At 57.5% G+C, this 20,839-nt stretch carries 14 protein-coding genes; 9 read left to right on the top strand and 5 right to left on the bottom strand.

Going from position 1 to position 20,839, the window contains the following annotated elements; translation table 11 throughout:
• Nucleotides 1-17: 17 nt before the first annotated feature.
• The 6 genes from polA to cydC all read left to right on the top strand — a co-directional run bounded on the left by polA (nt 18) and on the right by cydC (nt 9,318).
• Nucleotides 18-2,807, top strand: a complete 2,790-nt coding sequence (polA, locus tag RO22_RS23300) for a DNA polymerase I (protein WP_041159520.1) — start codon at nt 18-20, stop codon at nt 2,805-2,807.
• A gap of 236 nt (nt 2,808-3,043) precedes the next feature.
• Nucleotides 3,044-4,615 carry a cytochrome ubiquinol oxidase subunit I gene (locus RO22_RS23295; RefSeq protein ID WP_041159519.1) on the top strand — a complete coding sequence of 524 codons (1,572 nt, stop codon included), beginning with the start codon at nt 3,044-3,046 and terminating at the stop codon, nt 4,613-4,615.
• Nucleotides 4,612-5,754, top strand: coding sequence for a cytochrome d ubiquinol oxidase subunit II (gene cydB, locus RO22_RS23290; RefSeq protein ID WP_084625533.1), 1,143 nt, complete (start codon nt 4,612-4,614; stop codon nt 5,752-5,754). Before RO22_RS23295 ends, cydB begins: the two co-directional genes overlap by 4 nt.
• A gap of 12 nt (nt 5,755-5,766) precedes the next feature.
• A complete protein-coding gene (cydX, locus tag RO22_RS23960) occupies nt 5,767-5,886 on the top strand; it encodes a cytochrome bd-I oxidase subunit CydX (protein WP_051052215.1) in 120 nt (39 codons plus the stop codon).
• Nucleotides 5,870-7,585 (top strand): thiol reductant ABC exporter subunit CydD, encoded by a 1,716-nt coding sequence (gene cydD, locus RO22_RS23285; protein ID WP_230804814.1) that lies wholly within the window; start codon nt 5,870-5,872, stop codon nt 7,583-7,585. Before cydX ends, cydD begins: the two co-directional genes overlap by 17 nt.
• On the top strand, nt 7,573-9,318 hold the full coding sequence (gene cydC / locus RO22_RS23280; RefSeq protein ID WP_041159516.1) for a thiol reductant ABC exporter subunit CydC: 1,746 nt from the start codon (nt 7,573-7,575) through the stop codon (nt 9,316-9,318). The genes cydD and cydC overlap by 13 nt, the downstream gene beginning before the upstream one ends.
• A gap of 92 nt (nt 9,319-9,410) precedes the next feature.
• On the opposite strand, the gene RO22_RS23275 is transcribed toward cydC, so the two are convergent.
• The gene (locus tag RO22_RS23275; protein ID WP_041159515.1) at nt 9,411-10,436 is read right to left on the bottom strand and encodes a Fe(3+) ABC transporter substrate-binding protein; all 1,026 of its coding nucleotides are present in this window, start codon (nt 10,434-10,436) and stop codon (nt 9,411-9,413) included.
• Nucleotides 10,437-10,679: 243 nt separating this feature from the next.
• Here RO22_RS23275 and RO22_RS23270 point away from each other — a divergent pair, with 243 nt between their 5' ends.
• Nucleotides 10,680-11,798, top strand: coding sequence for an ABC transporter ATP-binding protein (locus RO22_RS23270; RefSeq protein WP_041159514.1), 1,119 nt, complete (start codon nt 10,680-10,682; stop codon nt 11,796-11,798).
• Nucleotides 11,799-11,822: 24 nt separating this feature from the next.
• On the opposite strand, the gene RO22_RS23265 is transcribed toward RO22_RS23270, so the two are convergent.
• The 4 genes from RO22_RS23265 to dctP all read right to left on the bottom strand — a co-directional run bounded on the left by RO22_RS23265 (nt 11,823) and on the right by dctP (nt 16,691).
• Nucleotides 11,823-13,508, bottom strand: coding sequence for an ABC transporter permease (locus RO22_RS23265; RefSeq protein WP_041159513.1), 1,686 nt, complete (start codon nt 13,506-13,508; stop codon nt 11,823-11,825).
• Nucleotides 13,509-13,684: 176 nt separating this feature from the next.
• Entirely contained in the window at nt 13,685-15,022 is a 1,338-nt protein-coding gene (locus RO22_RS23260; protein WP_009288578.1) for a TRAP transporter large permease subunit, read from the bottom strand.
• Entirely contained in the window at nt 15,019-15,522 is a 504-nt protein-coding gene (locus RO22_RS23255; RefSeq protein WP_041159512.1) for a TRAP transporter small permease subunit, read from the bottom strand. The genes RO22_RS23260 and RO22_RS23255 overlap by 4 nt, the downstream gene beginning before the upstream one ends.
• 65 nt (nt 15,523-15,587) lie before the next feature.
• Nucleotides 15,588-16,691: a TRAP transporter substrate-binding protein DctP gene (dctP, locus tag RO22_RS23250; protein ID WP_009288576.1), complete on the bottom strand. Its 1,104-nt coding sequence runs from the start codon at nt 16,689-16,691 to the stop codon at nt 15,588-15,590.
• Between the two features lie 434 nt (nt 16,692-17,125).
• Here dctP and RO22_RS23245 point away from each other — a divergent pair, with 434 nt between their 5' ends.
• Nucleotides 17,126-19,213 carry a tRNA(Met) cytidine acetyltransferase TmcA gene (locus RO22_RS23245; protein ID WP_041159536.1) on the top strand — a complete coding sequence of 696 codons (2,088 nt, stop codon included), beginning with the start codon at nt 17,126-17,128 and terminating at the stop codon, nt 19,211-19,213.
• 27 nt (nt 19,214-19,240) lie between these two features.
• Nucleotides 19,241-20,707, top strand: coding sequence for an aminoacyl-histidine dipeptidase (locus RO22_RS23240; protein ID WP_041159511.1), 1,467 nt, complete (start codon nt 19,241-19,243; stop codon nt 20,705-20,707).
• Nucleotides 20,708-20,839: the final 132 nt, after the last annotated feature.

Genomic DNA, 20,839 nt, shown 5'->3' with positions numbered 1-20,839 from the left:
AACAATGGAACTTGGTTATGGCTCGCGCTCCGATCGTCCTCGTCGATGGCTCTTCCTATCTGTACCGTGCCTTTCATGCGCTGCCGCCGCTAACGACCTCCAATGGTCAGCCAACGGGCGCGGTGAAGGGCGTGTTAAACATGCTCAAACGGCTAATTAAGGATTACCCCGAAAGCCCCATGGCGGTGGTGTTTGACGCGCCGGGCAAAACCTTCCGTGATGAGCTGTACAGCGACTATAAAGCGCACCGCCCGCCGATGCCCGATGACCTGCGCAGCCAGATCGCTCCGCTGCACGCCTGTGTGAAGGCGCTGGGCCTGCCGCTGTTATGCGTTGACGGCGTAGAAGCGGACGATGTGATTGGCACCCTGGCCCATCACGCCACCCAGGCGGGCCGCGATGCAGTGATCTCCACCGGAGATAAGGATATGGCGCAGCTGGTCAATGCCCATATCACCCTGGTGAACACCATGAAGGATGAAACCCTGGATGAGGCGGGCGTAGAAGAAAAATTCGGCCTGCCGCCCGCGCTGATTATCGATTTTCTCGCCCTGATGGGTGACAAGGTCGATAACATTCCCGGCGTGCCCGGCGTGGGTGAGAAGACCGCTATTGGCCTGCTACAAGGCATGGACGGTGGGCTGGAGACCATTTATGGCGATTTAGAGCGAGTAAAAACGCTCAGCTTCCGGGGCGCCAAAACCCTTCCCAAGAAGCTTGAAGAGCATCGCGAGCAGGCGTTTCTCTCCTATCAGTTGGCCACCATCAAAGTCGACTGCGAGTTGCCGGTGGGCTTGGACGATTTGGATATTGCCCATCCGGATCGTGAAGCGTTGGTCACCCTGTATAAAGAGATGGAGTTTCGCCAGTGGTTGGGCGAGTTGCTGGAAGGCAAAGACGAGGGCGTGGATGACGTCAAAGGCGGCGAGCCTGCGCCCGCAAGTGCCGAGGAAGTTAGTAACGAATCCGAGGGGGCGAACACTTCTGTGCAAGCGTCTGTTCGTGAAGATCAGGTCATCCTCGAACAGGCAGACTTCGATCGCTGGCTGGGTCGGCTGCAAAACGCCGAGTGCTTCTGCTTCGATCTGGAAACCACCAGCCTTAATTACATGGACGCAGAAATCGTCGGCGTTGGCTTTTCGCTGGAAGCGGGGGAGGCGGCCTATATTCCGCTTGCCCACGACTACCTGGATGCCCCCCAACAGCTTGACCGCAAAACAGTGCTGGCGGCGCTAAAGCCGCTGCTGGAAGACGCGACCAAGACCAAGATTGGCCAAAACCTCAAGTACGATATTTCCGTGCTGGCCAACTATGCGATTTCCGTGGCGGGCCCGTTTGCCGACACCATGTTGGCCTCGTATGTGCTCAACTCCACCGCCACCCGCCACGATATGGATTCGCTGGCGCTCAAGTATCTGGGCGAAAAGACCATCTCCTTTGAAGAGATTGCCGGTAAGGGCGCCAAGCAGTTGACCTTTAACCAGATTGCCCTGGAACAAGCGGCGCCTTATGCCTGCGAAGATGTTGATATTACCCTGCGGCTGCAGCAAACGCTGCGTCCCCAGGTCGAAAGCGAAGGGCGTCTGGCGGAGGTACTGGATAATATTGAGCTGCCGCTGATCAAAGTGCTCTCGCGCATCGAACGCAACGGGGTAGCGGTAGATGCCGAGCTACTGCACAAACAGAGCCAGCAGCTAGAGCAGCGCATTGGCGAATTAGAACGCGAGGCGTTTGAACTGGCCGGGCGCGAATTTAATCTCGGCTCGCCCAAGCAGTTGGGGCAAATTCTGTTTGAAGAGCAGAAAATTCCGGTGCTCAAAAAAACCCCTAAAGGCGCACCCTCTACCGCGGAAGGTGTGCTTGAAGAGCTGGCGCTGGATTACCCGCTGCCCAAGGTGATTATGCAGCATCGGGGGCTGGCCAAACTGAAGTCCACCTACACCGATAAGCTACCGCGTCTGCTCAATAAAGCCACTGGCCGGGTACACACCAGCTATCATCAGGCGGTCACTGCGACCGGGCGGCTGTCGTCGTCGGATCCCAACTTACAGAACATTCCCATCCGTACCGAAGAGGGGCGCAAAATTCGTCAGGCATTTATTGCCCGCCCAGGCTACCGTATTGTCGCCGCCGATTACTCGCAAATTGAGCTGCGTATTATGGCGCATTTATCTGAAGATAAAGGGCTGCTGGAAGCGTTTGCCGAAGGGCGTGATATTCACACCGCCACGGCGGCAGAAGTCTTCGGCACCTCTCTTGAGAAGGTCTCTGGCGATCAGCGCCGTAGCGCCAAAGCGATTAACTTCGGCTTGATCTACGGCATGAGTGCCTGGGGGCTGTCGCGTCAGCTGCATATCGAGCGCAACCAGGCGCAAACCTACATTGATCGTTACTTTGACCGCTATCCCGGCGTGGCCCGCTATATGGAGCGCATTCGCTCGCAAGCAGCAGAGGATGGTTTTGTCGAAACTGTATTAGGGCGGCGGCTTTACCTGCCGGAAATTCAGTCGCAAAACCGCAACCGCCGCCAAGGCGCTGAGCGCACCGCGATTAACGCGCCGATGCAGGGCACTGCCGCCGATATTATCAAGCAGGCGATGATCAATGTGGATGCGTGGCTAGCGGAAGGCGAATTCGATGCGCTGATGGTGATGCAGGTGCACGATGAACTGGTATTTGAAGTCGCCGAGAAGCAGGTCGAGGCCTTTATCGAGCAGGTGCAAAAACGCATGCAGGGCGCGGCTGAGCTGAAAGTACCGCTGATTGTAGAAGCGGAGAGCGGTGCCAATTGGGATGAAGCGCATTAATGCCTACTACCAACACCACAAGCCTCGCTCATCTACGCCTGCGACTCTGAATGAGGAAAGGGGTGGATGGCATATTGTCGCAACAGTGCAATGCTTAAGTAAGGAATTGATCAAGATCAAATTGTTGGCTCGGGTGAAGGAATAGCCTATACACATCGCTTTGCCTGGGTTAGCACCTGTCTGTGGTTTCCCGGTGGGGCGAAAGGTGTGTTTAAGCTATCCATCGGGAGTCACTCATGGACATTGTTGAATTATCCAGGTTGCAGTTCGCCTTTACGGCGATGGTGCATTTCCTGTTTGTACCCTTAACGCTAGGGCTGTCGATACTGCTGGCGATCATGGAGTCGGTCTATGTCATGACCGGTAAAACCATTTATCGTCAGATGACCAAATTCTGGGGCAAGCTGTTTGGTATTAACTTTGCGTTAGGGGTAACGACCGGTATCGCCATGGAGTTCCAGTTCGGCACTAACTGGTCGTACTACTCTCACTATGTCGGCGATATTTTCGGAGCGCCCCTGGCGATAGAAGCCTTGATGGCGTTCTTCCTTGAGTCGACGCTGGTCGGGCTGTTCTTCTTCGGCTGGGATCGCCTGTCAAAAGAGAAGCATCTGGCGGTTACCTGGTTCATGGCCTTGGCGACCAATATGTCAGCCCTGTGGATTCTGGTAGCCAATGGCTGGATGCAGCACCCCGTAGGGTCGGAGCTCAACCTAGCCACCATGCGTATGGAGTTGGTCAGCTTTGCAGAGGTGCTGCTCAACCCCGTCGCCCAAGTCAAATTTGTGCATACCGTGTCAGCGGGGTACGTCACCGGGGCGATTTTCGTGTTGGCGATTTCAAGCTGGTACCTGCTCAAGGGGCGTGAGATTGCCTTTGCGCGGCGCAGCTTTGCGATTGCTTCTGCCTTCGGGTTGGCCAGCGCGCTATCGGTCATTGTACTGGGCGATGAGTCTGGCTATGAGCTGGGGGACGTGCAGAAGGTCAAGCTGGCCGCCATCGAAGCAGAGTGGCAAACCCATCCCGCACCTGCGGCTTTCACGCTATTTGGGCTCCCCAACGAGGCGGAACAGCATACCGACTTTGCCATCCGCATACCTGGCGTGATGGGCTTGATTGCCACGCGCTCGCTGAATACCGAAGTGATGGGTATTCGGGAGCTTAAGGAAGAGCACCGCGAGCGCATCGTCAATGGCCAGGAAGCCTACGCACTCATGCAGCGCCTGCGCAGTGATGAAGAGCGCGAAGGGGATATGGCTCGGTTCGAGGAAGTGCGCAGCGATCTTGGTTATGGGCTACTGCTCAGTGCCTATAGCGACGATGTAGCCAATGCGACCACAGCCGAAATTGATCAAGCCGTTGAAGCGTCGATTCCCAAGGTTTGGCCGCTTTTCTGGTCTTTTCGGGCCATGGTCGCCGCGGGCTTTAGCATGCTGTTGCTGTTTGCGCTGGCCTTCTGGCATAGCGTACGTCGTCAGCCAGAGAAGTCCCGGTGGCTACTTCGCTTCGCGCTGTTCAGCCTACCGCTGCCTTGGATTGCCTGTGAAGCGGGCTGGTTCGTGGCCGAATATGGGCGTCAGCCGTGGGCAATCGGCGAGATATTGCCGGTGCACTTGGCCATTTCCAGCCTGACTGCTGAGCAGGTGCTGTTTACCCTGATTTCTATTGGCGTCCTCTACACCACCTTCGTCATCATCGAAATGTGGCTGATGCAACACTTTGCCCGCAAAGGGCCCTCCGGTAGCGGTTACCTGGATGATGACGCTGAGTCTGACTATCCAATCTCAACCCCAGCACGGGAGGCATGATGATGGACTACGAAACCCTTAGGTTTGTCTGGTGGGTGCTGATCGGCGTGCTATTGGTGGGCTTCGCGGTCACCGATGGTTTTGATATGGGCGTTGCCGCCTTGCTCAACGTGGTCGGGCGCGGCGATGAGGAGCGCCGGGTGATGATCAACTCCATGGCGCCTCATTGGGACGGTAATCAAGTCTGGCTGGTCACTGCGGGGGGCGCACTGTTTGCTGCTTGGCCTCCAGTTTACGCAACAGCCTTCAATGGCTTCTATCTCGCCTTGATGCTGACGCTATTTGCGCTTTTTCTTCGCCCCCTGGCGTTCGATTATCGCTCCAAGTTGGAAAATCCCACATGGCGCCGTCGTTGGGATTGGGGGTTGACGATCGGCTCCGCCGTTCCCGCGCTGATCTTTGGTGTCGCCTTTGGCAATCTCTTGCAAGGCGTTCCCTTCCAGTTCGATGACTATCTGCGCCTGGAGTATCAGGGCGGCTTGCTGGGCCTATTAAACCCCTTTGCGCTATTGGCCGGGTTGTTGAGCCTGCTGATGTTCGTCACCCATGGAGCGGCTTGGCTGCAGCTTAAAACCGAGGGCGAACTGCGCAGCCGTAGTGCGGCCATCGGCAGCCTGGCAGCACTGGTATGCGCGGCACTGTTCGTGCTGGGTGGGGTGTGGCTGCTCCTGGGCGTTGATGGCTACCAAGTGACTAGCGTAATCGACACCCAAGGGTACAACGATACCACCGGTAAAATCGTGGCGGTCAGTGCTGGCGGCTGGATGACCAACTACAGCCGCTTCCCGCTGTTGTGGCTACTGCCAATACTAGGCGTTTTAAGCTTTGTACTCTGCGCGCTGACCATGAAGCTGGGACGACATGCGCTGGCATTTACCAGTTCGGCTGTCGCCATGGCCATGGTGGTGGTCACAACGGGCGTTACGATGTTTCCCTTCGTGATGCCGTCGTCGCTGAACCCCAACCATAGTCTGACCATGTGGGATGCCACGGCGAGCGAGTTGACGCTCAAGATCATGTTTGTGGTGGTGTGTATTTTCGTGCCGTTGGTGCTGCTGTATACCGTCTGGAGTTACTGGGTCATGCGTGGACGCCTGAACGAGCAGTTTATTCGTGATAACGACAAAGCGCTTTACTGAGGGGGGTGTCGTATGTGGTATTTCGCCTGGATTTTGGGTGTCACGCTGGCGGCCACCGTCAGCATTCTTAACGCCATGTGGCTTGAAGTGAATGGCTATGAAGGCGAATCCGAGCATGAGCGGAGCGACTGAAGCCCATGACCCGCGGCAGCGGCTGAACCGCTGCCTCGCCCCACAACGCTGGTGGTTGCGGGGCGCCACGCTGCTAGCGATGATCGGCGTGGTATTGCTGATTGCCCAGAGTTGGCTGTTGGCCACTATTTTTCACCATTGGTTACTGCTTTGGCAGGGTAGGGAGTCGCCGGGCCATCCGATGGTGTGGCTAGCAGGGCTGGCCATTTGCATGGTGCTACGCCCTTTTCTCCACGCTGGCCGGGAGTGGCTGTCTCGTCAGGCCAGCCTGCGTGCTCGTGACGCCTTACGCAGCCAGTTATTAACGCAGCTTGGCCACCTTGGGCCGGTTAGGCGCCAATTTGGCAGTGATGGCGCCTTGGCCACTCAGGTGCTGGAGCAGGTGGACGCCTTGGACGGCTACGTTAGCCGCTATCGGGTACAGAGCTTGCTGGCGGTGCTAGTGCCCTGCCTGATAGCGGCGGTGGTAGCGCTGTACAGCCCCTTGGCCGCGGGATTGATGCTAATGACCGCGCCGTTGGTGCCACTGTTTATGATCCTGGTGGGACGTGCTGCTGCGGGTGCCAGTCAGCAGCAGTTCGTCGCCTTGGCGCGTATGGGGGGCCGCTTCCTCGACCTGGTTCGTGGGATGGCGACGCTACAGCGCATGGGGGCAACTGACCAAGCAGAGACCAAGGTCGCCCGGGCGAGTGACGCCTACCGTGGGCGTACTATGCGGGTGCTTAGACTTGCCTTTCTATCCAGCGCGGTGCTGGAGTTTTTTGCCGCGCTGGCGATTGCCTTGGTGGCGCTTTATCTCGGCTTAGGGCTGCTTGGCCTTTTGCCCTGGGCGAAAGCGGAGGTGCCGGTACCCTATCAGGGGGCGCTGTTTATTTTACTGCTGGCGCCCGAGTTCTATGCGCCGCTTCGCCAATTGGGCACTGACTATCATGCCCGGGCGGAAGCAATCGGTGCCATGCAGGCGCTGATGCCTCTGCTGGAAGCTGACACTTGGCAGCCTCGTGAGGCACCGCTACCCCCGGTAGCGAGAAACGTCGAGTCTTTCACCGTGGAGTGTAACGAGCTGAGTGTTCGGGGTGAAGGCGGTCGGCTTCGTCTGGCGCCGCTTAACCTCACGCTGGCTGCGGGCGAAAGGGTATTGGTGCAGGGCGAAAGCGGAGTGGGCAAGTCGAGCCTTTTGCATGCGTTGTTGGGATTTAGCGCTTACCAGGGCAGCCTGAAGGCGAAGGGTTGCGAACTTGCCCAGTGGCCCCGCGCCACTTGGCAACGCCAGCTTGGCTACCTCAGTCAGCAGCCGCCGATCCAGTCCGGCAGCATTGCAGATAACCTGCGCTTGGCGGCCCTGGATAAAACAGATGAAGAGCTTATTGAGGTTCTGACCCTGGTTGGCCTGTGGCCGATTCTGCTTCGCGGTAATGGGCTTGCCACGCAGCTGGGCGAGCGCGGACAGGGACTCTCCGGTGGCCAGCTGCAACGTTTGGGATTGGCGCAGTTGCTGCTTCGTGATGCAGTGCTATGGCTATTCGATGAGCCCACGGCCCACCTTGATCCGGATGCTGCCTGGCAACTCAATGCATTGATCGGAAAGCTTAGCCGCGGGCGTAGCGTGCTTATCGTCAGTCACGAGTCGGCGGGCCTGGAGTGGGTCGATCGGCAAATTGAGCTGTCATCGAAAGAGGCCATCGCATGCTGCGGCTAAACAAGACCCCCTCTGTAGAACAACCTCCCACTATCCGGCTGCGTGATTTGCTGTTGCTTCGGCGTGGCGGCTGGTCGCTGGCGTTCTTGCTAGGCGCCGCCACGCTGCTGGCTGTGATTGGCTTGCTGGCTATCTCGGGTTGGTTTATTACCGCGGCGGCGGTTGCCGGTACGATGACGGCGACCGCCTTCGGTTTCGACTATTTTCGCCCCGCAGCGCTGATTCGTCTGTGTGCCATTGTACGCACGGCCGGGCGCTACGGTGAACGCCTAGCGTCCCATGATGCCGCGCTAGGGTTGCTGAAGGATCTGCGTTGTCGGTTGTTCATGGCATTGGGGAAAAAGCCATTATTGCAGGCGGCTTCCAGTCCTTCTCACCACGGCACGGCTAACGCTATGCATCGCCTTGTGACCGATATAGACCAGCTTGATCAGGTGGTATTGCGGGCGCTCCTGCCCTGGGGCTGGGCCGGGTTAATGGTGGTGGTTGTCATGGCAGGGCTTTACTGGCTGAGTGGCACCCTGATGTGGGCTGCTTTGCCAGGAGTGCTGTTAGCCTGGCTGGGGTTGCCGTTACTGGCGTTATGGCGCGGTATTGATCAGGCACGCCAGAGTGCCGAACTTGCTGAGCGTCGTCGGGTGGCACTGATTGAACCCTTGGCAGCCATTACCTCATTAGTGTTGTGGGGGCGATGGCCAGAGATGGCCCAACGAGTGAAAAAATGGGACGCCGACTACTTGGCGCATCAGGAGCGCCAGCAACTGCTTGCTAGCCTGACCACCGCGTTGCAGCAGGTGGCGCTGGGAGCTGCCATCGTTAGTGTGCTATGGCAGGCAGAAGCGCTGTTAGCGGCCAGCCATTTGACGGTGCCAATGCTGTTAGCTGCCGTCTTGGCGATCCTGGCATTAGGGGAAATATTGGCACCACTGACCCATAGTTTTCTTGCCTTGGGCGCGAGCTTTGCCGCACGGAATCGTCTCAATACCCTGGCGGAAGGGGCGCCGAGGGCGCAAATCGCTATTGAGGAGGCTGAAACCGCACCGCTCAGCTGGCAGCTAAATGTCAGCCAATTAACAGCACGCCTGCCTGGCGCACTGGTGGGGCCGCAACGTATCAGCCTGGCGTTGAAGAGCGGTGAAATACTCTGTTTACATGGCCCCTCGGGGTGTGGCAAATCGACCTTGTTGCAGGTATTTGCCGGCGAGTTGCTGCCGCTGTCCGGGGAGTGTTGTCTTAATGGTTATCCCATTGAGCAGTGGTCAATGCACAACGCCGTCGGCTATCTGCCCCAACAGTGGGATTTGTTTGACATGAGTCTGGCGGAAAATCTACGCCTTGGTGCCCGTCATGCCGGTGATAGTGAGCTGTGGAGCGTTCTTGATGATTTGGCGCTAGGCACCTGGGCGCGAGGGTTGCCCCTGGGGCTTGAGACACCTTTGGGCGAGTATGGAGCAGCTGTCTCTGGAGGTCAGGCGAGACGTATCGCCCTGGGGCGGGTGCTGCTGGCGCGACGGCCCATTCTGCTGCTCGACGAGCCGTTAGCCGGGCTTGACGCGGTAACTCGGCGTCATGTCGTCACCAGCCTTGTGCGCCGCGCACAGCATGGGATTCTGGTTATTTCTAGCCACGTGCCATTAGAGCTGCCTGAAAGTCAGGTGCGTACCCTCTATATGCAGGAAGATGGTCGTCCCCGGCGCTTTCCGCCAGTGCCAGCATGTTTAGAAGCGCTATAACGCAAAACACCCGCAGTTGCGGGTGTTTCTAGCCTCTACTTAGGTGCTTTTTGCCTAGCGAGGTTCTTCCTTCAATGCGGGCAGAGGGGGGCTTAACGCCAGCCGACGCGATCAAAAATGCGGATCGCTTCAGGGTTGTTCTCACCCAGCACGCTGATGTTCACGTCATCCGTTTTGAAGTTGCCCCAGGATTCCAGCACCGGGTCTTTCTTGATGCCGTCAACTACCGGGAACTCATTGTTGCCGGAGGCGAAAATTTCCTGAGCAGTGTCGGAAGACAGGTATTCGAGGAAGCGAATGGCGTTTTCGCGGTTAGGCGCACCTTCCACCACACCGGCTCCGCCAACGTTCACGTGAGTGCCGCGGTCATCCTGGTTGGGGAAAATAATCCCCACTTTACGAGCCGCTTCACGCTCGGCGTCGTCGTCGGATTTTAGCAGGCGAACATAGTAGTAGTGGTTAGCCACGGCGATGTCACACTCGCCGCTGGCCACGCCCAGAATCTGGTCGGTATCGCCACCTTCCGGATCCCGCGCCATGTTATTGACCACGCCCTGGGCCCACTCTTCAGCACCCTCTTCACCGTGGTGCTCGATCATTGCGGCCAGCAGCGACTGGTTGTAAATGTTGTTGGAAGAGCGAATGCACACCTTGCCTTCAAACTGCGGGTCGGCAAGGTCTTCGTAGCTAGTGATCTGGCTCGGATCGAAGTTTTCACGGTTATAGAAAATAGCCCGTGCGCGCTGACTAAAGCCGAACCACAGGCCGTCAGGGTGGCGCATGGCTTCGGGCAGGCGCTCGTTGAGAACGTCCGACTCGACGCTTTGGAAGATGCCTTCATCTTCAGCGCGCCAGAGGCGGCCAGCATCGACAGTGAGCATGATATCTGCAGGGCTGGCCACGCCTTCGCGCTGAATGCGCTCGATCAACTGGTCGGAATCGCCTTCAAGGATGTTGACTTCGATGCCTGTCTCTTCGGTGAACGCATCGTAGAGGCGCTCGTCAGAGTCGTAGTGGCGTGCGGAGTAAAGGTTGAGCTCGTCTGCCGCGACCTGACCGGCAAACGTAGCGCCCACCATCATCGCTGCCATCGGAGCAACAAAGCGTACGGTTTTCATCAAGCACATCCTTATTTATTGAATGATAATAAGTTACATTATTAACATTGTTATTGAAGCGTTTCGTATGCCTTCAGTCAAGAGTAAATGCCTACCCAAAAGGTGGTACGTGCATATCGGGGCAATTAAAAATAGAATGCAAACAACTTTCAAATGTACTGAATCCGCGTTTAGTCTTTTAGAGGTGCGGTTTGCTCACCTGGAAAGTGCTATTCAGACAGTGCTAATTAATAGCGGTGATTTATGACGGCAACTCTAAAGGTAACTGAAAGAAGGGCTGCTGAGGAAGCGCCTGGCTCTTCGGCGTTAACCCTGCGTAATGTACGCCACGCTTATGATGGCCATACGGTTGTAAAAGGGGTGGATTTAAGCGTTGCTCCAGGAGAGGTGGTCTGCCTATTAGGCCCCTCTGGTTGTGGCAAAACAACGCTGCTGCGTATCGCTGCGGGCCTTGAAGTGCTGCAAGAGGGCAGCGTTTCCTTGGAGGATATTTATATTGCAGGCCCGGGCCAGCGTCACGTGCCGCCGGAGAAACGCAATGTCGGGCTGGCGTTTCAAGACTCGGCACTTTTCCCCCACTTAACCGTTTTGGAGAATGTCACCTTTGGGCTTAAACATTTAGCTTCTCGCGAGCGTCGGGAGCAGGCGGCCAAACTGCTTGAGCAGTTGGGGATGGCCGCGTATATCGATGTGTACCCACACATGCTATCCGGCGGGCAACAGCAGCGGGTGGCTTTGGCACGGGCGCTGGCGCCATCTCCGCGCTTAATGCTGTTGGATGAACCGTTTTCAAGCCTTGATGCGCGGCTGCGAGACCGAATCCGCGACGATACGCTGCACGTGCTTAAAAAAGTCGGCGCGGCGACGTTGCTGGTGACCCATGACCCCGAAGAGGCCATGTTTATGGCCGATCGCATCGCGCTAATGCGGGATGGCCGGATCGTGCAAACGGGAACGCCGCGAGAGCTTTACTGCTCACCTCAAGACCCTTTTGTCGTGACCTTTTTTGGCGACGTCAATGAGCTACAGGGCAAGGTGCATAATGGCGCGGTTAACACGCCCGTGGGGCGGGTGCCGGCCGGTGGGCTAGCGGAAGGCAGTGACGCCCAGGTCATGATTCGCCCTGAGGCGCTGCGTATTGTTGAGCGTGAACTGCCTGCGGATGAGCACCGCCATAGCCATGTGGTAATGGCGAAGCTGCTGGGGCGGACCAGCCTTCTACACCTGTGTGCCCATGGTGGAAACGGCCTTGAGGCCCACCTGCACGCCCGCGTACCTGGGGTGTTTTTACCCGCGGAGGGGCAGCCGGTGGATATTCATCTCGACCTTTCACAGGTATTTGTTTTTCCCCTTGTGGTCTAGCAATTAGTGCTTGGCATTTAGCTTTTACGACTGAGCGCCGGGACGTGAGCGACGCATGGCCATGCTAAGCAGAATGACCGGCAGGATGCCCACTACCACAATTGCCAATGATGAGGTCGATGCTTCGGCCAATCGCTCGTCAGAGGCGAGATTATGCGCCCGCACGGCCAGGGTGTCGAAGTTGAAGGGGCGCAGAATAATCGTCGCGGGCAGTTCCTTCATGACGTCAACGAAGACTAAAATTCCCGCCGCCAACAGGCTGCTGCGCATCATTGGTGTATGAATGTGGCGCAGCGTGCCCCCTGCCGTTTGACCCAGGGTGCGCGAGGCGGCGTCCATGCTGGGGGTTACTTTGCCTAAGCTCGCCTCAACAGCGTTGAACGAGACAGCTAGAAAACGCACGACATAGGCGTATAACAAAATAAACGCCGACCCACTGAAGACCAGGCCAACGATGTAGCCATAGTGATTATTCAGCCAGGTGTTGAGGGCGTTATCCAACCAGGCAAACGGAATCAGAATACCCACCGCGACTACCGAACCGGGAATCGCGTAGCCCATAGAGGCTACGCGAGAAGCCACCCGCGCAAACGTCGTATCGTGCATGCGTACGCCGTAGCTCAGCACAACGGCCAAGCCCACGGCGATTAGCGCAGCCACTGTTGCCAACCCCAGACTGTTCCAGGCGTAGCCAATAAATCGCGAGCCCCACAGTGAATCACCCCCTTGCAGGGCTAGATTGAGCAGAATGCCACTGGGCAGTAAAAAGCCCACCAGCACCGGCACCAGGCAGGCTAGTGTCGCCGCAGCAGCGCGCCAGCCGTGCAGCGCGTACTCGGGCAACTGCTGATAGCGATTGGTGGTGTGGAAGTAGCGGCGTTTACCCCGTGACCAGCGCTCCAGCAGCACTAGCACAATCACGAAGGTGAGCAGGCATGCCGCCAGCTGTGCCGCCGCTACCTGTTCACCCATGCCAAACCAGGTGCGGTAGATGCCGGTGGTAAAGGTATCCACGCCGAAGAACTGAACCGCCCCAAACTCGTTAAGTGTTTCCATCAGAACCAGCGATACCCCACCCACCAGCGCCGGGCGTGCCAACGGTACGGCGATACTGGCAAACAGTTTCCAGGGGCCGCGGCCAAGAGTGCGGCCCACATCCAGTACGCAGACCGACTGCTCTAAAAACGAGGCGCGGGCCAGCAGGTAGACATAGGGGTAAAGCACCAGGGTAATCACCGTCGCGGCGCCACCAAGGGAGCGAATATTGGGAAAGTAGTAGTCGCCATACTCCCAGCCAAATGTCTCGCGTAGTAGGCTTTGTAACGGCCCGGCAAATTGGAGAAAGTCGGTGTAAGCGTAGGCGATAACGTAGGTGGGTACTGCTAACGGCAGTAGTAGCGCCCACTCGAATAGCCGCTTGCCTGGAAAGCGGCACATGACCACCAGCCAGGCCGTCCCGGTACCAATGATAAGCGTGCCGAGTCCTACGGTCGTAACGAGCCAGAAGGTGTTGTTCAAATAGCGGCCAAGTACGGTGCTGGCCAAGTGTTGCCAAACGCCATCGGTGGGCATCGCAATATGGGCAAACACTACCAGCACAGGCAGCGCCACGACGAACGCTACTGCTATCAGGGCAATCGACCAGGGGCTAGCGCGATGGCTAAGTGAAGAGGAGAAGGCGAATAGCCCGCGATAGCCGGATCTGAACAAACGAACACTCCTTGCAGCAGCGTAAAGTGGTGCAGCGCACTTGATGCGAAATAGTGACGGGCGTGAATAGTAGCACTGGCGCTGCGCTGCTGCAGCTTTGCAGGCGGGTAGGTGGTGCAAAAAAGCCCGCCGAAGCGGGCCATAATGGTTGGACGTTAAGCTTAAGTTCAAAGGACCTAGTAACCGCCCAACAGCATTCTAGGCAGGCCGGTAATCAACCACGGGAAGAACGCCATTAGCGTACAGGCCAGCAGAATCAAGGCGACGAAGGGCACGACCGCTTTGTACAGATCGACGATTTCGACCCCGGGTGGTGCCACGCCTTTTAAGTAGAACAGCGCATAGCCAAAGGGTGGGGTCAGGAACGATGTCTGCAGCACTACCGCCACCATCACCACGAACCAGAGCATATCCACACCCATGGTTTCGACGATGGGCAGCATGATCGGGAAGCTCAGCAGTACGATGCCGGTCCAATCCAGGAACATGCCCAGGATAAATACCAGGAACAGCATCAGAATCAGTGCCCCAATGGTGCCGCCAGGCATTGCCAGCACAAGGTCGCTAATCACGGTCATGCCGCCACCGCGCGAGAACACACCGGTAAAGGCAGTAGCACCGACGAGTACCAGCATGACCATGGTGGTGGTCTTGCCCGCCTCTATCATCGTCCAGAAGCAGGTGCTGATTTTGCGGTCGCCGAAGATCATAAACAGGATAAAGGCGATAAAGACGCCGATAGCGGATGCTTCAGTGGCGGTGGCGACGCCGGTAAATAACGCGCCCAGCACGCCCAGGATCAACGACATGGGGGGAAGCACATACTTCGCCAACATGATCAGCAGTTGTTTAGTGCTGACTTCGGCGCGTTCTTCGGCTGGTACCTTAGGGCCATAGTGCGGTTTGATGTAGCAGATGATCAGTACGTAGAGTGCATACATGACCCCAAGTAGCAGGCCGGGAATCAGCGCGCCAGCAAACAGTGCGCCCACGGAAACCGGTGAGTAGCTGGCCATCAGAATGAGCATGATGCTGGGCGGAATCAAGATGCCTAAACAGCCGCTGGCCATAATAACGCCTGCGCTCAGCTCTTTGTTGTAGCCATACTTGAGCATCGGCACCAGGGCAATCATGCCCATTACTGCAATTGAAGCGCCAACAATACCGGTGGTAGCCGCTAGCAGCACCGATACAATGACCACGGTAAGCGCCAAGCCACCGCGCAGGTTCGCCAGCAATAGGCGCATGGCGTCAAACATCTTCTCAGTAACACCAGAGTCGTTTAAGAACCTCGCCATCAATATGAATAGCGGTATCGCGACCAGGACATAGTTATCCATGGCGTTACCGAAAATATTGTTGATCAGGGTGCCGAGAATGCGCTCGCCGGGGCCAAGAAAGGCACCGATAACGGCTACACCGCCTAGCACAAACGCCAACGGGTGGCCCATAAACAGCCCCACCATCAGGCCGCCAAACATCACCAGCGTGAGTACTTCAGGACTTAGGTTCATGCTGATGCCTCCTCACGAAGCTGCATGATGGCACGCAGCACAATGGCAATTGCCTGCAGCAGAATCAGGATAGCGGCGACCACAATCACCCCTTTGATCGGGTAGACCGGGATTGAGACCATGCCATAGGTGGTTTCACCGCGGCTCCAAGCGCGTTCAAAGAAGCTCCAGCCCAGGGTGATCAGCATCCAGATAAAGGGGACAAAGAAAATCAGGTAACCAAGCAATTCCAGCACCGCTTGCTTTTTGCGCGGCAGCAGACGTTTTAATATATCGACTTCCACGTGGGCATGATGTTTGAGCCCATAGGCCGCCATTAGCATAAAGTGGGCGCCAAACAGCATTTTGGTCACGTCAAATGCCCAGTCGCTAGGGCGCCCAAACAGAAAGCGTGACGCAATATCGTAAAGAACAATCAGGGTAATGATGGCAATCAATGGAGCGATGACACGCCCAAAAGCTTCATTGATGGCATCGATCGCCTTGGCAATCGCATTCATGGAAGATCTCCGCGGTCAGCACAAAAAAACCGCCCTGGCAAACACCAAGGCGGCACAGAAGCGCCTTACAGGCAGGCTTCGATCTCTTCCAGTGAGGGCAGGTTATCCATCACGCGACTCATGTTGAAAGGAGCGGAAACATCGCGCCAGGTTGCGTAGTGCTCAAGGTAGGCAATCATCGACTGGTAGACCTTGGCGTGGTCAGCAGATTCGCAAGCACCGCGCAGAATCACTTCGTTGGTGACTTCCTGAATGCGCGCCAAATCTTCTTCAGAGAACTGATTGATCGTGACGCCTGCGTCGATGAACTTCTGTGTGGCTTCGGTCGACTGGCGCTCAGACCAGGCCAGTGACCATGCCATGGTGGCATCCGCCGCAATACGCAGAGTCTCTTGGGTCTCTTCTGAGAGGGCGTCCCAGGCGTCTTTATTGATCATTACGCCAAATACGCTGGCAGACTGGTGCCAACCGGGGGTTGCCCAGTAGTCCGCCACTTCGGCAAAACCGGCATTGAAATCAACGCCAGGGGTGGAGAATTCACCCGCATCGATAACGCCGCGTTCAATGGCTTGGTAGACTTCACCACCCGCCAGAGTGACTTGCGAGCCGCCCAGCTCTTCGAGTACGCGGCCCTGGTCGCGGCCCGAAAGGCGCAGACGCTTGCCTTCCAGGTCGGCAATGCTTTCAATCGGGGTGCGGCCCATAAAGCCCGACTCATTGTTGGTAATGCCGTAAGGCAGATAAACCATGTTGAACTGGCCGTAGATCTCTTCGTACAGCTCGCGGCCGCCCCACTGCTGAATCCAGTTAAGGTAATCAACGCCATTAAACAGGCTGGTGGTCGTGGCCAGTGGTGAAAAAGCGGGGTTCAAGCCGGCCCAATAGCCCGGCCAGTCGCCTGCGGCTTCAATGCTGCCCGTTTCGGTGGCGTCAAATACTTCTGTGCCGGGCATCAGCGTACCGCCGGCACGGAAATTGATCTGTAGCTCTTCTCCCGCCAATTGATTGACCAGTTCCACCCAGTGCTGGTCAATCTTGATCAGGTCAAGGTTTTCCGGCCAGGTGCTGGTCATTGTCCACTCTTCTTGTGCTTGGGCGGTGGTCGTTAAGGCAGCGAAGGCAATACCAGCGGCAAGGCCGGTGAGGGCAAATTTGTTCATTGTTTTCATGATGTATTTCCTGGTTTGGCGCGTGGCGTTATTAGTGTTGGGTACCTGGATGCAGGAAAGTGCAGCGCTGCTGGGTTACGTTTACGTAAACATGGGTTTTAGCGCTGCAGAGCTAAATTAGCACAACAACCCCGCTGCAGTGCAATATCAGTAATGTAAGAGATTTCAGCCGTTGGTTTTTATGGGAAAACCCTATTGGTTTAATTAAAACAAATAGTTATGTTGTTTTTTAAGCGTCGAGATGAGTAGTTGCGTCTCTCAAGAACGTTGAAAGGAGTTAAATTGTTCAACCAAAGTTGTAGCATAAGCGCTCCATAAGAGGCTCAGCGGCACACTTACACACTTAATAGGGTAACGTGATGGGAAGCAGTCGCGCTGGAGCAGGAAATCATTTGTTAAATATCCATGTGCTAGAGAATAAACCGCAAGCGCGGATGGTGGCGGCGTTGGTTCATCATGCGCAGCGTTTGGCCCGCCGCCGCTGGCGCCAGCTTGTGTGGCTAAGCGGCGATGCCGAGCAGTGCCAATCCCTTGCGCAGGCTTTATGGCAAGCCCTCCCCTGGAGTGCGCCGTTATGGGTGGGGGGCGAACACCTGTCGCCACGCAAGGCGCGCACGCGCCTGGGCGCAGAACACCAGTTGGTAGTGCTCGACACCCACCGCACCGGGTTTGATCCCGAAGCCTTGGGGGCGCTGGCGGGAACGCTCACCGCCGGTGGTTTGCTGGTATTGCTCACCCCGCAGCCGTGGGGAGAGTCACCGGATCCAGATTACGCACGTTTTGCTGATCATCCCTGGCGCTGGTCAGAGCTGAGCTGCCACTACCTGGCGCGCTTAGCGCGCCAGTTGCAGGCCTCGTCTCAGGTAGTGCGCTGGCGCGCTGACCAGACGCTGTATCTACCTCGACTGCCTGTGCGCAAAGCAGATGAAGCCGCAAGTGGCGATAGCGACTGCCTGACTTCAGACCAAGCCTACGCAGTGACACAGCTGGTTGGCTTAAAGCGCCGCCGCCCGTTGGTAATAACCGCTGATCGTGGGCGCGGCAAAAGCGCCGCGCTGGGCATTGCCTGTGCTCGGCTGCTGACCCACAAAGCCCAACGAGTAGTGCTCACCGCGCCGCGGCTGAGTGCGGTGGAGAGCGTGTTCGAGCGGGTAGCGGAACTCTGCCCGGATGGCCGTCGTGTCGCTACCGGCCACTTTGTATTGGCCGAGGGCAGCGAGCTGATGTTTTTACCCCCGGATGTGCTCACCGAGCAGGTTAAAGCTCAGCAGCAGGGCGGTGATGGCAGTTATCTAATGGTCGATGAGGCGGCGGCGATTCCCGCTGCACTGTTGGGCCAGTGGCTCGCGGTCTTTCCGCGTATTGCTTTTGCCACCACGGTGCACGGCTATGAGGGGTCGGGAAGAGGCTTCGCCTTGCGCTTTCGCGCGACCCTTGATCGCCTGACGCCCCAGTGGAAAGCGCTAACGCTTAACGCACCGATCCGCTGGCGCAGCGGCGACCCGTTGGAAGCTCTGGTCAATCAACTGCTGTTGTTAAAAGCACCGCTGCCCAGCGCTCAGACGGATGGCAGCGCAGTGGCAACCAAGGTGATTGATCGAGCTCGCCTCGCCCATCAAGACGCTATGTTGGAGAAGCTGTTTGGGCTGCTGGTACAGTCGCACTACCGCACCTCTCCCAATGACCTGCGCCAACTGCTTGACAGCCCGGGTGCTCAGCTACGCATGATTGAGCAGGCAGGTGAACCTCAAGCGGTGTTGGTCACCCGTGAAGAGGGCGGCTTTGAGGCCACTCTTGCCGACCGGGTCGCCCGCGGTGAACGACGTCCCCAGGGGCATTTGTTGGCGCAATCGTTGGCAACCCATGCCGGTAGCCGTGAGGCATTGACTGCCCGCTGGCGTCGAGTGGTACGTATCGCTACCCACCCCGAGCGGCGACGCCAAGGCTTGGGGCAAGCGTTACTAGGCGAGGATATGGACGCTGCCAAGCAGCAAGGTGCTGCACTTTATGGCGCGACCTTCGGCGCTGAAGCGTCACTGCTGCGCTTTTGGCTGGCGCTGGGTTTTACGCCGGTACGCTTAGGGATTACTCGGGAGACATCCACCGGGGAGTTCGCTGTTATGGTGGCCAAAGCGTTGAATTCAGAGGGCGAGGCGGTGCTTGCTGATCTTAGTGAGCGCTTCCAGACGGCGCTCCCAGCTCTGCTGGCTTTTGAACTCAAGGCGCTACCCGCAGCAGTGCTCGTAGTGCTGCTCGCTCAAATGCCAAGCATGCCACTGAGTGACCGCGAGTGGCAGGATATCGAGGACGTAGCGACCGCCCATCGCGACCCCGCTCTTGCCCGCTCGGCTCTGCAAGCCTTGGCCCGCGTAGCCAGCCACCGCGCTTTAACTGAGACACAACAGCAGGCACATCAACAATTATCTGCCTGGGCGTTCCAAAATATCGCTCTGGCGGATGCTCATAACGACGCAGTGAAATCCCTGCGCCTCGCTGTCAACAGCCTCATTGAGGTAAAGTAGATCGGTTACCGATAACGAAGAGTCTTTATGAACGCACATCTTGACGCGCTTGAGCCCTCCTTGGTTTGGCGCCACTTTCGAACGCTTTGTAATACGCCGCGCCCCTCTGGGCATGAGGCGGCACTCGTCGCTACCCTCGAAAGCTGGGCCGATGCCCAAGGCCTCGCCCACGACCGGGATACCTTCGGTAATTTACGCCTGCTTAAGCCAGCCTCTCCCGGCTGCGAACAGGCGCCCGGCGTGGTACTCCAGGGCCACCTGGACATGGTGGCCCAGGCCAACAGCGATCATGCTCACGACTTTACCCGCGACCCGATCAGTACCTATGTGGCCGACGGCTGGCTGCACGCCGATGGCACCACTTTGGGCGCAGACAACGGATTGGGCGTGGCGGCGATTCTCGCCGTGCTGGAAGACCCTGATTTACGCCACGGGCCGTTGGAAGCGCTATTCACCTTGGAAGAAGAGACCTCCATGGGCGGCGCTCTGAACCTGGCTGAAAATTGGCTCGAAGGTTCGCTGCTACTCAACCTGGATAGCGAAGATCGGGGGCAGGTCTATATTGGCTGTGCGGGCGGGGCCGACGTTGAAGTCGATGCCCAACTGCCCAGTGCCGCCGCTGGCGACCACGAACGGGTGATCGAAATCGTCTTGACCGGCCTGAAGGGTGGCCACTCCGGCGCGGATATCCATAAGCCGCTGGGTAACGCCAACCGGTTGTTGGTTAGAGTGCTGCGCTCCCTTGAGGCGTTTGATGCGCGCTTGATTAGCTACCAAGGCGGCACCTTGCGCAATGCGATTCCCCGGGAAGCCTTTGCCCAGGTGGCACTGCCCGCCGATGAAGTGGATGCAGCCATGGTGTCTATCGCCGGGCTGGAAACGATTCTGTTAAGAGAGTTAGGCAGTGGCGACAGCGGCCTTAAAATTAGCGCCCAACGTCTGACTGAGATACCCGACGCGGAGCCGCTAACCTTGGACGCCAGCGTTATGCTGCTGGCCGCGCTTCACGCTGCCCCCTGTGGCGTCGAGCGGATGAGCGCGGATGTGCCAGGCGTAGTGGAAACCTCCAATAACCTGGGCGTGCTAAGCCTGGAAAATGGCCGGTTACATCTCTGCGCACTGGTACGCTCACTCCACGACAGTGCGGTGGTGGCCATGGGGGATCGCTTTCAAGCGCTGTTTGGATTGATCGGCGCACGGGTAAAAGTTGAGAACAGCTACCCAGGTTGGGCGCCGAATCCGAATGGCGAGCTTCTAGCGACCTTTAAAGCCCGCCATGCGGCGCTGCTGGGCCGTGAGCCGGAGGTGAAGGTGATTCATGCCGGGCTCGAGTGCGGCATTCTTGGCGGCAAATACCCGCATTTGGAGATGATCTCTTTTGGCCCGCTGATTCGCGGCGCCCATTCGCCGGATGAGCGGGTAGAGATCGCCTCTGTGGAGGAGTTTTGGTCAATGCTGCGGGCGCTGATTGAAGATCTTGCCGATCAGCGCTAGTTCTCCTACGCGAATACAAAAACGGCACCTAGACTGAACTGCACCCCAAAAGTTGGACGCTCATCCAACGATTGGGGTGTTTTTCATGACGAAACATAATGAAGCGTTCAAGTTACTAGTAGTGCAACGCTA

Source organism: Halomonas sp. KHS3 (assembly GCF_000830495.1).
Lineage (GTDB): Bacteria > Pseudomonadota > Gammaproteobacteria > Pseudomonadales > Halomonadaceae > Vreelandella > Vreelandella titanicae.
This window is presented reverse-complemented; position numbering and strand designations above follow the sequence as displayed.